Below are 12700 nucleotides of genomic sequence, written 5' to 3'. Positions count from 1 at the left end.
GCCTTCGGCTCGGCCCTCCCGCAAACGCGAAAACGACCGCCCTCGGGCGGTCGTCAGTACGTCGAAACGCGTGGCCGCCTAGGAGGCGAGCCACCAGTTCTGGTTCGACGTGGTCATGCAGAGCACTGTAGCACCACGTCCGAACGACGTGACCGACGACGACGCCCGACGGTTGCCCGCAGTAGGCTGCGACGGATGCCTGCTGAACCCGAGATCGTCACCCGCCTGCGCGCAGCAGGATGCGTCTTCGCCGAAGACGAGGCCAGACTCCTCGTGGAGGCGACCCAGGATCTGGTGGAACTCGATCGGCTCGTCGAACGCCGCGTCGCGGGTGAGCCGCTCGAGCAGGTGCTCGGGTGGGCGGAGTTCGCGGGCCTGCGCATCCGCGTGCTGCCGGGTGTCTTCGTGCCCCGCCGACGCACCGAGTTCCTCGCGGCCGAGGCCGCCCGCCTCGCCGCGCACGCCGCGCTCGCGCGCGATGACGACGGTTCGGCACACCTGCCGGTCGTCGTCGACCTGTGCTGCGGCGCCGGGGCGATCGGTGCGGCCATCGCGGGCGCCGCGGGCCCCGTGCACCTCGTCGCCGCCGACCTCGACCCGGTCGCCGTGCAGGCGGCGCGCACGAACCTCGAACCGCTGGGCGGTCTCGTCTTCGAGGGCGACCTCTTCGCCGCACTTCCGGCCGAGCTGCGAGGGCGCATCGACGTGCTCGCCGTCAACGCCCCCTACGTGCCGAGCGAGGCGATCGCCATGATGCCGCCCGAGGCGCGCGACCACGAGGCGCGCATGGCACTCGACGGCGGCAGCGACGGGCTCGATGTGCATCGTCGGGTCGTGGCATCCGCTCGATCATGGCTCGCCCCCGGCGGTGCGCTACTGATCGAGACGAGTGTTCGGCAGGCACTGGTCGCCGCGGGGTTCTTCGAGGCCGCGGGCCTCTCGGCACGTGTGCTGCACGACGATGACGCCGACGCGACGATCGTGATCGGCGAGCGCGACTCAGCCGCCTGATCGCGCGTCCGCCAGCAGCGCCGCGACCTCGTCATCGGTGGTCTGCGCGAAGTCGAGATAGTGCATGCCGACCGCCATGAACCCGGGCGGCACCGAGAGGCACACCACTTCGTCGACCGATGTCTCGGCGATCGTCGCGAGCGCTTCGGCCGCGCCGACCGGCACCGCGAGCACCACTCGAGCGGCGCCCCTGGCCTTCGCAACCGCAGCCGCGACGCGTGCGGTCGCTCCGGTTGCGACGCCGTCGTCGACGATCACCGCGGTGCGCCCCTCGAGCGCGACGGGCGGCTCGGCACCCCGGAAGCGAGCGACGCGCGCCTCGAGTTCATGCCGCTCGACCCGTTCGATGTCGCGCAATTCACCCGGTGACACGCGCACGGCGTCGACGATGTCGTCGTTCAACACGCGAGCACCCTGCTCGCCGATCGCCCCCATAGCGACCTCCGGCTGCCGCGGCACTCCGAGTTTGCGCACCACGAGCACGTCGAGGGGTGCACCCAGCGCTCGTGCGACCGGCGCCGCGACCGGCACGCCGCCGCGCGGCAGTGCCAGCACGACCGGCCGCTCGAGGTCGACTCCCTCGAGTGCTGTGGCCAGACGCCGACCGGCGTCCGTCCGGTTTCGGAACTGCTCCATGACGTGCATCCGTTGAACGACGTGCGTCGGTTGACCGACGTGCATCCGTTGACCGACGTGCATCCGTTGACCGACGTGCATCCGTTGAACGACGTGCGTCCGTTGCACCGTCGTTCGGGTCTGTCGGCCCGTTTCCGTCGGCTTCCTCCCATGGTCGCACCGAGGAGTCGCGGTGCCAAGGGGCGCGATCATGAGGCGACGGATGCCGCGGCGCGACGTCAGTCGTGAGGTGCGAGGAGGCCTGGCCGCACGTCGTCGAACATCGCCATGCACGCACGGGCGATCGCGTCGACCCGATCGGCGTCGGGCTCGATCCAACCGGTGCCGGGGCGCATGAGGATGCGGGTGTTCGCGTCGCCGAGCAGGAACTCGCGCCGGAACTCGGCCTGCACCGCCGAGAGCACGACGCCCGCGGCATCCGCTCGCCCGGCGAGGTCGCCGAAGCGGCGCCCGGCGGCGATGATCTCGTAGCTACCGAGGTAGGGCTGGTTGAGGGCGACCGCATCGGGCGCGTCGACGTCGAACGCGCGGCGAGCTGTATCCGCGAGGAGGCGATGGAGATCGGGCCGCATTGTCACGGGGGAGTCGCCGATGGGGTCGCCGCGGTGATCGCCGCGGTTCGACAGGGCGACGACGTCGGGCAGACGCGCCTCGGGTGCGCGTTCAACCGAGATCGCACCGTCGCGCGTCGTCGTGTGATTCATCGTGTCGTGGAAGGCCAACATCGTGAATGCGGTCGGTGAGCCCGGCGCGGCGAGCGCGAATGCCTGCTGTTGGAGGCGCTCGATGAGCTCGTCGCGTGCGCGCTCATACACCCCGAGCCCGCGCTCGGCGACCTCGGAGAACTGGTCGACGAGCTCGTGCAGTTCGGCCGCCGACTGCGGCACACGCAGCAACGGGAAGAACGAGAAGGTGACCGGGCGAATCGCATCGACTCCGGTGAGGTCGACGCGGTTCCAGGCGCCCGCGGCGCGCACGCGGGCGAAGGCCTCCGTGAGCGTGGCGGCGAGGTCGGCCGGCTTCTCGCGGTTGGGGTCGCGCACCATGCGCGGATGCGGATTCTCGACGACCACGATGCGCGGGTCGATCTCGGCCCACCGGCGCACGATCGGGCTCGTCGAGCAATCGGTGTAATCGAACTGCAGGCGCCGGGTGAAGCCGGGCGCGAGGAACGCGGCGAGCTCCTCGGGGATCGCGGCTCCCGCGTGCGGGGCAGTCACGAGCACGTCGGCGCGGGCGATCGCCTCATCGAGGTTCACACCGCTTTCGCCCTTGCCCGCGAAGTGGGTGATGTCTTCGCTCGTGAAGACGGTCCCGGCGGGGATCAGCAGCGGCGTTGCGGCATCCATGTTCCCGACCCTAGACCCGGCGCCTGAACGGGGTGGTGGGGCGATGGCGGGCCGGCGACGAGTCACGGTCGGGTCACGACCGGCAGCGAGAAGACGAGCGAAGTTCGCGTACTGGGACTCGTCGCTTACACTGAACGAAATCCTTCCCCCGAGAGGGGAACCCGTACAAAGGATTCGACGGGCCCCGCCCCGTCGGCTTGGAGTCTCCGTGGGGCGTCATACTGTCGCGGCACCGGTGAAGATGCCGGACCGCAAGCTCATTCTGTCGATCGTCGGCGCCGTCCTCGTGGTCGGCGTCATCGCGTCAGGGGTGTTCCTCTGGGTCGGCGGCTACCTGAACCCGATCTTCGCGTCGGCCGAGGCCGGCTGCGCCGAGACCGAAGAGATCGTCGTCGTCGCCGACACGTCGATCGCGCCCGCACTCACCGATCTCGCTGCGGCGTTCGACGAGAACTCAGAACGGTGCGCGACCACCGAGATCGTCGCTCAAGATTCGGCCGACACCGCCGCGATCGTCGCGACCGGCAGTTCGGATGCCGACGCCTGGGTGCCCGAGTCGGCCGTGTGGCTCGATCGCATGAACGCGACCGCGACCTCGCTCGGGCAGAGCACGCCCGAAGTGGACGTCCGCGAATCGGTGGCGTCCTCGCCGGTCGTGTTCGCCGGCGCCGCAGCGAAGGCCACCGAACTCGGGGCCGAGCCGGTGAGCTGGGCACGAGTGCTCGGCGGCACCTTGCCGACGATCCTGCCCGACCCCGAGGCATCCGCCGCGAGCCTTGCCGGCCTTCTCGCCCTGCGCGGCCATTCTTCACCAGACGACCCGCGCCAGTTCGCCGGGGCCATGATCGAACTCGGCAAGTCGATCCCGGCGTCGACCAGTGCGGCGTTCGGCGCGTTGAGTGCGACCGGGCAACCCGCCGTCGTCATCGCGAGCGAGGCACAGGTCGCCGCATACAACCTCGACGACCCCGCAGAGGGGCTCGTCGCCGCCTATCCCACCGACGGCACGGTCGCCCTCGACTACCCCTTCGTGCGACTCGGGGCAGCGGATGCGGCGACCTCCGACGAATCGGCAGACGCCGACGAGGACTCGGCCGACGAAGACTCGACCGATGAGGACTCGGCCGACGCCGACACGGTCTCGCGCGCCGAGCTGATCGACGCGTTCGAGGCAGCGGTACGCGACGGTGCAACGACACTCGCCGCAGCGGGCTTCCGTGCGCCCGACGGATCCGGTGAACTCGATATCGCCGGCATCGGTGTGGACGCGCCCCCGGTGGCAGCCGCGCTCGACGGCGCCGCGCAGCTCGAGATCCTTCGCGCCTGGAGCGTGCTGACGCTCCGCTCGCGCATGCTCGCGGTCATCGACGTATCGGGATCGATGGAGGAGCCCGCCGAGAACGGGCTTCGCCGCATCGACATCTTCCAGCAGGCCGCCGTCGGCGCGATGCAGAAGTTCTCGGGCGAAGTCGAGCTCGGCGTGTGGGTCTTCTCGACGGCGCGCAACGGCGACCTCGACTACGAAGACCTCTCACCGATCGCCCCGCTCGGTGATGCCGCGCACATGCAGCAGATCGCCGGTGTCATCCAATCCCTGCCGGCTCGGCTCGGCGGGGCCACGGGCCTCTACGACACGACCCTCGCGGCGGTGCAGCGAGTGCGCGAGACGTACGACCCCGAGAAGGTCAACTCGGTGCTGCTCTTCACCGATGGCAAGAACGAAGACGAGAACGGCATCGACATCGACACCCTGCTCGCCGAACTCGCGAAGATCGACGACCCGAAGAAGCCCGTGCCGGTCATCATGATCGGCTTCGGCCCCGACACCGACCTCGCGGCGATGCAGCGCATCGCACAGGCGACGAAGGGGGCCGCATACTCGGCGTCGAAGCCCGAAGACCTCGGCATCGTGCTCGTCGACGCGCTCTCGCAGCGCAGCTGCCGACCGAACTGCGGCTGAGTCGCCAGAGCACGAGGCAGTGTACGACGAAGGGGCCCGGCGGATGTGAACTGCCGGGCCCCTTCGGACCTTGTACTTCGGAGTTGCGTCGTCGCTCAGTGTGCGACGACGGGCGAACCTTCCATCATGTCTGCGGGCTTGCGCACGAAGAACGCGCCGACGATCGCCGCGAGCGAGAGGATCGCACCGACGAGGAACGCGGACCGAACGCCCGATGCCGCGGCGGCCTCGGCCGTCGCCCCGGTCGAGGCGCTGGTCAGGGTCTGCGCCGCCATGATCGTGATGAAGAGGGCCGTGCCGGCGGCGCCGGCCACCTGCTGCATAGTGCCGACGATCGCCGAGCCGTGCGAGTAGAGGCGCGGTTCGACGGAGCCGAGGGCCGAGGTGAAGAGCGGCGTGAACATGAACGCGAGGCCGGCCGAGAGCACCACGTGCGCGATCAGCAGCAGCCACGGTGACGTCTGGTCGGTCACGAGGGTGAGCGACCAGAGCACGCCGCTGACCACGATCGAGCCGGGCACGAGCAGCGGGGTCGGCCCGAGCCGGTCGAAGAGGCGCCCGACGATCGGTCCGAGCAGACCCATGGTGAGTCCGCCCGGCAGCAGCAGAAGCCCGGTCGTGATCGGCTCGAGGTGCAGCACGTTCTGGAGGTAGATCGGCAGCAGGATGATCGTGCCGAACAGTGCCGCCATCATGATCGTCATGAGGCCCACGGAGATCGCGAAGTTGCCCGATCGGAACGTACGCAGGTCGAGCAGCGCCCGATCGTCGGACTGCAGGGCGATCTGACGCCAGATGAATCCGGCGATGCCGACGGCGCCCACGCTGAGCGCGATCCACATCGGCGCGGCTCCGAGTACGCTGCCGCCGGTCTCGCCGCCGATCAGGCTGAGACCGTAGACGAGGCCGCCGAAGCCGAACGCCGAGAGCACGACCGAGAAGACGTCGATCGGGACGACGCGCGGTTCGCTGACGTTCTCGACTCGGCGGATGCCGATGAACAGCATGACGAGTGCGATCGGCAGCACGAGCCAGAACATGAACCGCCACGAGAGGTAGTTCAGGATGAGGCCCGAGATGGTCGGGCCGATCGCGGGGGCGACCGACATCACGATCGACACCCGGCCCATGAACCTGCCACGGTCGCCCGGTGCCACGAGGGTCATGAGGGTCGTCATGAGCAGCGGCATCATGATGGCCGTGCCGCTCGCCTGCACGACGCGGGCGAGGAGCAGCACCTCGAAGCCCGGTGCGAGGGCGGCGATGAGCGTGCCTGCGGAGAACAAACTCATGGCTGCGATGAAGATCGGCCGGGTCGCGAACCGCTGCAGCAGGAAGCCCGTGATCGGAATCACGATGGCCATCGTCAGCATGAATGCGGTCGTGAGCCACTGCGCGGCGGCGATGGAGATCTCGAGGTCGGTGGTGAGGTGCGGGATCGCCACGCCCATGATCGTCTCGTTGAGAATGACGACGAAGGAAGCGGCGAGCAGCAGCCAGATCACCCGGTTGTTGCGAGCGCCATGCAGCGCCTCGACATCGGAGTGTTCATGCATCGGGGTGTCGCCTGCTGGGGCGACGCCGGGGTCACGGAGTTCGGGAACGGCGCGTTCGGTCAAGGAAAATGCGTCCAATCGATTTGGCGCAGAGCTGCGCCAGGGAGAGCGTCGAATAGGTGAGACAACCCGCGCAGGGTCACACAGTATTCCCCGATTCCGACATCGATCGGAACGTATGGAACTGCGCTCAGCCGATGAAGCGGTTCGGCTGGGGAATCGTCGTCGCGGGGCGGTTTACGGGGCCGGGGCTGGACCGTCAGTCGGGGTCGGCTCTGGGAGCCAGCCCTTCAGCAGCTGCTCTTCGGGCGCGAGCTCTGCATCGACATCGGCGCCGAGATCGGCATCGGCAACCCGGCGAGCGAGTTCGTCGTCGCCTGCAGAAGTCGGAATCGAATTGCTCATGACTCCACGATAGCGCGCACCGCCGACACGGCGCGGGTGACGGATGCCGCAGCATCCGTCACATCCTCGGTCGTCGTCTCGGCGCCGAGCGTGAACCGCACCGCCGTCTGCGCGAGTTCGGCCGGCACCCCGATCGCCGTGAGCACGTGCGAGGGTTCGTCGCTGCCGGCCGCGCACGCGGAGCCGCTCGAGCAGATCACGCCCTCGCGTTCGAGCTCGAGCAGCACCGCCTCGCCGCTCGTGCCGGGGAAGACGAAGGACACCGTGCCCGGGAGCCGGCGCTCGGGGTCTCCGGTGAGGCGCGCGCCGGGCACCGTCGCAGCGACACTGGTTGCGAGCAGCGCGCCGAGACGGCCGACGCGCGCCGCGGCATCCGCTCGCTCGGCCTCAGCGAGTCGTAGTGCAGTCGCAAAGGCGACCGCGCCGGCGACGTTCTCGGTGCCCGAGCGTCGTCCGCGTTCCTGCCCGCCACCGTGCAGCACCGCCTCGAGCGGGAGCCGGCCGCGCACGATGAGTGCGCCCGTGCCTTTCGGGGCACCGATCTTGTGGCCGGCGAGCGAGAGGGCATCGACGCCGAGATCATCGATGTCGAGCGGGAGCCAGCCGGCCGCCTGCACCGCGTCGGTGTGCATCAGTGCGCCTGCCGCGTGCGCCGGTTCGGCCAGCCGGGTGATGGGCTGCACCGTGCCGATCTCGTTGTTGGCCAGCTGCACGGAGACGAGCGTCGTGTCGGGGCGGAGGACCCGGGCGAGCGCCTCGGGCTCGACCACGCCCCCGGCATCGACGGCGACCTCCGACACGTCGAAGCCGTGCAACCGGGCGAGGGCGGCGGCCGACTCGAGCACCGCCTCGTGCTCGATCGGCGAGACGACGATGTGCCTGCCTCGCGGGTTCGCCAGCGCGAGCCCCTTCACGGCGAGGTTGTCGGCCTCGGTGCCGCCGCTCGTGAACACGACGTCTCCGGGCCGGCAGCCGATGACCGAGGCGACCTCGGCGCGCGCACCGGCGAGCGCCCGGGCAGCTTCGTCACCGAGGCCGTGCCGGCTCGACGGGTTGCCGAATGAGCCCGAGAGAAACGGCCACATCGCCTCGAGCGCCTCTCGGCGCACCGGCGTGGTCGCAGCATGGTCGAGGAAGATCACGTCTCGACCACCACGTCGAGGCCGAGATCGAGGGAGCGCACCGAGTGGGTGAGCGCACCGACCGAGATGACATCGACGCCGGTCGCGGCGATCTCGCGCACCGTCTCGAGGGTCACCCCGCCGGATGCCTCGACGATCGCCCGTCCGGCGACGAGCGCGACGCCCGCCCGCAGCTCGTCGGGCGTGAAGTTGTCGAGCATGACGGTGTCTGCGCCGCCGGCGAGCACGGCTTCGACCTGATCGAGCCGGTCGACCTCGACCTCGAGGTGCGCGGTGTGCGGCATCCGCCCGCGCGCGGCCCGCAGTGCGGTCGCGAGGTCGTGGCCGCCCGCCGTGAGCACCGCGAGGTGGTTGTCCTTCGCCATGACCGCGTCGGAGAGGGAGCGGCGGTGGTTCCGCCCCCCGCCGTCGCGCACGGCCTGCCGTTCGAGGCTGCGCAGCCCCGGGGTGGTCTTGCGGGTGTCGACGATGCGAGCCCGCGTGCCGGCGGCTTCGGCGACGTAGCGTGCCGTCTGGGTCGCGACGCCCGACATCCGCTGCACGAAGTTCAGCCCGATGCGTTCGGCGCGCAGGATGCCGCGTGCCGGCCCGGTGACGCTGGCGAGTACCGCGCCCGCCTCGAAGGGCTCGCCATCGGCCGCGAAGGCCTCGACGGCGACGGCCGGGTCGACGAGGCGGAAGGCTGCGGCGAAGACGCTGATGCCGCTGAGCACACCGCGCTCGCGGGCCATCAGCACGGCGGTTGCGGTCGCCTCCGCCGGGATGAGCATCTCGGAGGTGAGATCGCCCCACGGGGCATCCTCGTCGAGCGCAGTGCCGACGATGCGGTCGATCTCTCGGGCGTCGGTCATCAGGCTGCCTCTCGGTCGAGTGTTGTCGGGATAGGGTGCTCGCGGGCGGCGCCGGGCGCTCCGGTGTCGTCGGTGCGGAAGTGGGCGCCGCTGCTCACGCGCCGTGCTCGAGCGGCGTGGGCGGTCAGCCGCGCGAGGTCGAGCAGGTTGCGATCCTCGGCGCTGCAGCGGTCGCGCGGTTCGGGCGCGCGCCACGCATCGAGCCGAGCGGATGCCTCGCCGAGCCCCGCCTCGTCGCGCTCCAGCCCGACGTGCTGCCACATGAGCACCTGCAGTTGCTCGCGATCGACGGTTGCGCGTGCCGCCGAGGCCCCGGTGTCCGAGTGGTCGTCGCGCACAACTCCGGAGAACTCGAACCTTGCACGGTGTGTCGGTGTTCGGGGCGAGGCGAGTCGCGCCGCATCTCCGGAGTTGTGCACGCGAGACCCCGCGTGCGCGGACTCGTGCGCGAACGCGCTGGCGGACTCGTTGCCGATCGCTCGCGCAGCGCGGTCGGCGAACACCGCCGCCTCGAGCAGCGAGTTCGAGGCGAGCCGGTTCGCACCGTGCACGCCCGTGCGGGCCACCTCGCCGACCGCGAAGAGGCCCGGCAGGCTCGTACGGCCGTCGAGATCTGTCACGATGCCGCCCATCGCATAGTGCGCGGCCGGCGTCACGGGCACCGGCTCGCGGGACCAGTCGAAGCCTGCGGCGCGCACGACCGCGTCGAGCCCGGGGAAGCGACGTGCGAGTGTCTGGCCGCCGAGCGTCGTCGCGTCGAGCAGCACAGGGGCGCCGCCCTGTTCGAGCGAGCGCCGCCACACCGCGCGGGCCACGATGTCGCGGGGAGCCAGCTCACCGCGCGGGTCGACGTCGAACATGAATCGGCGCCCCTGCGCGTCGCGCAGCACCGCCCCCTCGCCGCGCACGGCTTCGGAGATGAGCGGCGTACCGGGCGCCGCGAGGGCGGTGGGATGGAACTGGGTGAACTCGAGGTCGGCGACGACCGCGCCGGCACGCCACGCGGCGGCGACGCCGTCGCCGGTCGCCACGGCGGGGTTCGTCGTATGCCGGTAGAGGCATCCGATGCCGCCGGTGGCCAGCACGATCGCGTCGGCGCGGCGCACGACGACGGCTCCGGATGCCTCGAGCAGCTGTGCGCCGACGGCGCGGCCGCCTTCGACGACGAGGTCGACGAGCATCGTCTGCTCATCGACCAGCACGGCGCGCCGCCGCACGGTGTCGACGAGCGCCCGCTCGATCGCCGCGCCGGTGGCGTCGCCGCCCGCGTGCAGGATGCGGGCCCGGGAGTGCGCGGCCTCGAGGCCGCGCTCGAGGCCGGATTCGTCGCGGTCGAAGGCCACCCCGAATCGGATCAGGTCGCGTACCCGCTCGGGTCCCTCGTCGACCAGTACGCGCACCGCGGCCGGATCGGCGAGGCCGGCGCCGGCTTCGATCGTGTCGGCGTAGTGACGCTCAGCCGAGTCGTCGGGGAAGAGTGCCGCAGCGATGCCGCCCTGCGCATAGCGGGTGTTGCCCTCGGCGAGCTCCACTTTCGTGACGAGCTCGACGTCGTGCCCGGCGTCGGCGGCTCTGACGGCGGTCCAGAGACCCGCGATGCCGCCGCCGATCACGAGAACGTGCGCCATGTCAGGCCACGTTCTCGCTGGTCGAGGGGTGGGTGCCGGCGAGCGTGTCAGGACTGCCGGTGGGGGTCTCGATACGCTCCTTCGTCGCTCCTCGACGAGCGGTGGTGGGCTTCGCCGCGAGCATGCGCTCGAGCGCGTGGCGCGCCGGGTCGGCGACCGCCTCGGCCACGGTGATGCGGTTGACGATGCGGCCTTCGACGAGCTCTTCGAGCACCCACGCGAGGTAGCCGGGGTGGATGCGGTACATCGTCGAGCACGGGCACACCACCGGGTCGAGGCAGAAGATCGTGTGCTGCGGGTATTCGGCCGCGAGTCGTTGCACGAGGTTGATCTCGGTGCCGATCGCGAACGTCGAGCCCGCCGGCGCTGCCTGGATCGCCTTCACGATGAAGTCGGTCGAGCCCGCGGCATCCGCTGCATCGACGACGGGCATCGGGCACTCGGGGTGCACGATGACCTGCACGCCCGGGTGCGAGAGGCGTGCCGCGGCGATCTGCTCGACGGTGAACCGCTTGTGCACCGAGCAGAAGCCGTGCCAGAGCAGCACCCGTGCGTCGTCGAGTTCGGCAGCGGTGTTGCCGCCGAGCGACTTGCGCGGGTTCCACATCGGCATCTGCTCGAGAGGCACGCCCATCGCCTTCGCCGTGTTGCGGCCGAGGTGCTGATCGGGGAAGAAGAGCACCCGCTGCCCGCGTTCGAACGCCCACTCCAGCACGGTGCGCGCGTTCGACGAGGTGCAGACGATGCCGCCGTGGCGACCCACGAAGCCCTTGAGTGCGGCGCTCGAGTTCATGTAGGTCACGGGGATGACCGGCACACGCCCGTCGGCACCGACCGCGTCGAGGTCGCCGTAGACCTCGGCGAGCTGCTCCCAGCACTCCTCGACCGAGCTCTCGTCGGCCATGTCGGCCATCGAGCAGCCGGCAGCGAGGTTCGGCAGGATCACGGCCTGCTCGGGCGTCGACAGCAGATCGGCGGTCTCGGCCATGAAGTGCACGCCGCAGAAGATGATGGCCTCGGCGTCGGGCCGGTCGAGCGCCGCGTTTGCGAGCTGGAACGAGTCGCCCACGAAATCGGCGTGCTCGATGACCTCGTCGCGCTGGTAGAAGTGACCGAGCACGACGACGCGCTCGCCGAGGGTCGCCTTCGCGGCGCGGATGCGCGCGTGCAGCTCATCGTTCGACGCGGTGCGGTACGCCTCGGGCAGCGCGCCCTGGCGCGGCGACCCGGTCGGGATGACGTCGCCCATCGATGAGCCGGGGCCGTAACCTGCCGCTCCCTGGTCGAACTCCCACGGGCCCTTCGCGAGCTCGGGGGCGCAGGTCTCGCCGGCGGTCGAGCCGGCGCTGATCGACCGGATGGTGCGGTCGACGGATGCCGCGGTGCGGGTGCCGCCGCCGGTGCGGGCGTCGTCGATGGAGATGGTCATGATGCGGGTCGCTCCCTCATGAATGGTTCGGTTCGCGTGAACGGTTCGGCGGCCCCGGCCGTGAGGGCGGACGGATCGTAGCGGTAGAGCTTCGGGGGGCGGTGCGGGGCACCGGCCAGGCGGTCGCCGGTCTCGCGCAACCGACCCGACGCGATCATCGTGCGCCGGAAGTTCGCCGGATCGAGCTGGCGCTGCAGCACGGCCTCGTACACCTCGCGCAGTTCGGCGAGGGTGAAGGTCTCGCCGAGGAAGGCGTGAGCGATCTCGGCGTACTCGACCTTCGTTCGCAGGCGCCAGAGTGCGTACTCGACGATGCGGTTGTGGTCGAAGGCGAGTCTCGGCGGAGTGTCGGCCGGCACCCACCGCACGTTCGGGCCGGCAGTCGCGCGCGCGGCTTCGTCGCTCTGCACGAGCGCCCAGTAGACGACGGAGACGACCCGGATACCGGGGGAGCGATCCACCTCGCCGAAGGTGTAGAGCTGCTCGAGGTATTTGGGGGCGAGGCCTGTCGTGAGCCGGAGGGTGCGCGCGGCGGCGGCCTCGAGCTCTTCGTTCGGGGGCAGCCACCCGCCGGGCAAGGCCCAGAGCCCGAGTTGCGGCTCCCGCGTGCGGCGCACGAGCGGGGTCCAGAGCACCGGCCGACCGGCGTGATCCGGGCGCAACGCGAAGATCACCGTCGAGACGGCGAGGCGCGTCGGCGCCTCCCGTGTCATTTCGGGAGCCTGCGGCATAC

The 12700-nt window shown here is 70.6% G+C and carries 12 protein-coding genes; 3 read left to right on the top strand and 9 right to left on the bottom strand.

The features are described from left to right. Window positions 1–195: 195 nt before the first annotated feature. Window positions 196–1011 (top strand): putative protein N(5)-glutamine methyltransferase, encoded by an 816-nt coding sequence (locus AC1C2R_RS19570; protein WP_495353435.1) that lies wholly within the window; start codon window positions 196–198, stop codon window positions 1009–1011. On the opposite strand, the gene AC1C2R_RS19565 is transcribed toward AC1C2R_RS19570, so the two are convergent. Continuing rightward, the gene (locus AC1C2R_RS19565; protein WP_495353436.1) at window positions 1000–1647 is read right to left on the bottom strand and encodes a phosphoribosyltransferase; all 648 of its coding nucleotides are present in this window, start codon (window positions 1645–1647) and stop codon (window positions 1000–1002) included. The genes AC1C2R_RS19570 and AC1C2R_RS19565 overlap by 12 nt on opposite strands. A gap of 3 nt (window positions 1648–1650) precedes the next feature. Here AC1C2R_RS19565 and AC1C2R_RS19560 point away from each other — a divergent pair, with 3 nt between their 5' ends. After that, on the top strand, window positions 1651–1875 hold the full coding sequence (locus AC1C2R_RS19560) for a hypothetical protein (RefSeq protein WP_495380997.1): 225 nt from the start codon (window positions 1651–1653) through the stop codon (window positions 1873–1875). Here the strand turns inward: AC1C2R_RS19560 and AC1C2R_RS19555 are convergent. After that, on the bottom strand, window positions 1866–2996 hold the full coding sequence (locus AC1C2R_RS19555; RefSeq protein WP_495380996.1) for an N-formylglutamate amidohydrolase: 1131 nt from the start codon (window positions 2994–2996) through the stop codon (window positions 1866–1868). The genes AC1C2R_RS19560 and AC1C2R_RS19555 overlap by 10 nt on opposite strands. Window positions 2997–3237: 241 nt before the next feature. Here AC1C2R_RS19555 and AC1C2R_RS19550 point away from each other — a divergent pair, with 241 nt between their 5' ends. Continuing rightward, window positions 3238–4956 carry a VWA domain-containing protein gene (locus AC1C2R_RS19550; protein WP_495381113.1) on the top strand — a complete coding sequence of 573 codons (1719 nt, stop codon included), beginning with the start codon at window positions 3238–3240 and terminating at the stop codon, window positions 4954–4956. A 95-nt stretch (window positions 4957–5051) separates the two neighbouring features. Here the strand turns inward: AC1C2R_RS19550 and AC1C2R_RS19545 are convergent, their stop codons facing one another. From AC1C2R_RS19545 to AC1C2R_RS19515, 7 genes are all read right to left on the bottom strand, one after another. Continuing rightward, window positions 5052–6512 (bottom strand): DHA2 family efflux MFS transporter permease subunit, encoded by a 1461-nt coding sequence (locus tag AC1C2R_RS19545; protein ID WP_495354403.1) that lies wholly within the window; start codon window positions 6510–6512, stop codon window positions 5052–5054. Window positions 6513–6749: 237 nt separating this feature from the next. Beyond that, window positions 6750–6917, bottom strand: a complete 168-nt coding sequence (locus AC1C2R_RS19540) for a hypothetical protein (protein ID WP_495353439.1) — start codon at window positions 6915–6917, stop codon at window positions 6750–6752. After that, the gene (locus AC1C2R_RS19535; protein WP_495380995.1) at window positions 6914–8059 is read right to left on the bottom strand and encodes a cysteine desulfurase family protein; all 1146 of its coding nucleotides are present in this window, start codon (window positions 8057–8059) and stop codon (window positions 6914–6916) included. Before AC1C2R_RS19535 ends, AC1C2R_RS19540 begins: the two co-directional genes overlap by 4 nt. Further along, window positions 8056–8910 carry a carboxylating nicotinate-nucleotide diphosphorylase gene (gene nadC, locus AC1C2R_RS19530; protein WP_495353441.1) on the bottom strand — a complete coding sequence of 285 codons (855 nt, stop codon included), beginning with the start codon at window positions 8908–8910 and terminating at the stop codon, window positions 8056–8058. The genes AC1C2R_RS19535 and nadC overlap by 4 nt, the downstream gene beginning before the upstream one ends. Next, window positions 8910–10538: an L-aspartate oxidase gene (nadB, locus tag AC1C2R_RS19525; protein WP_495380994.1), complete on the bottom strand. Its 1629-nt coding sequence runs from the start codon at window positions 10536–10538 to the stop codon at window positions 8910–8912. The genes nadC and nadB overlap by 1 nt, the downstream gene beginning before the upstream one ends. A 1-nt stretch (window position 10539) precedes the next feature. After that, on the bottom strand, window positions 10540–11967 hold the full coding sequence (gene nadA, locus AC1C2R_RS19520) for a quinolinate synthase NadA (RefSeq protein WP_495380993.1): 1428 nt from the start codon (window positions 11965–11967) through the stop codon (window positions 10540–10542). Further along, window positions 11964–12680, bottom strand: coding sequence for an NUDIX hydrolase (locus AC1C2R_RS19515; RefSeq protein WP_495353444.1), 717 nt, complete (start codon window positions 12678–12680; stop codon window positions 11964–11966). Before AC1C2R_RS19515 ends, nadA begins: the two co-directional genes overlap by 4 nt. Window positions 12681–12700: the final 20 nt, after the last annotated feature.

The sequence above is a fragment of the Agromyces sp. Y182 genome (assembly GCF_059445385.1).
The sequence above is the reverse complement of the archived record's forward strand: the minus strand, read 5'-3'. Positions and strand labels throughout refer to the sequence as shown.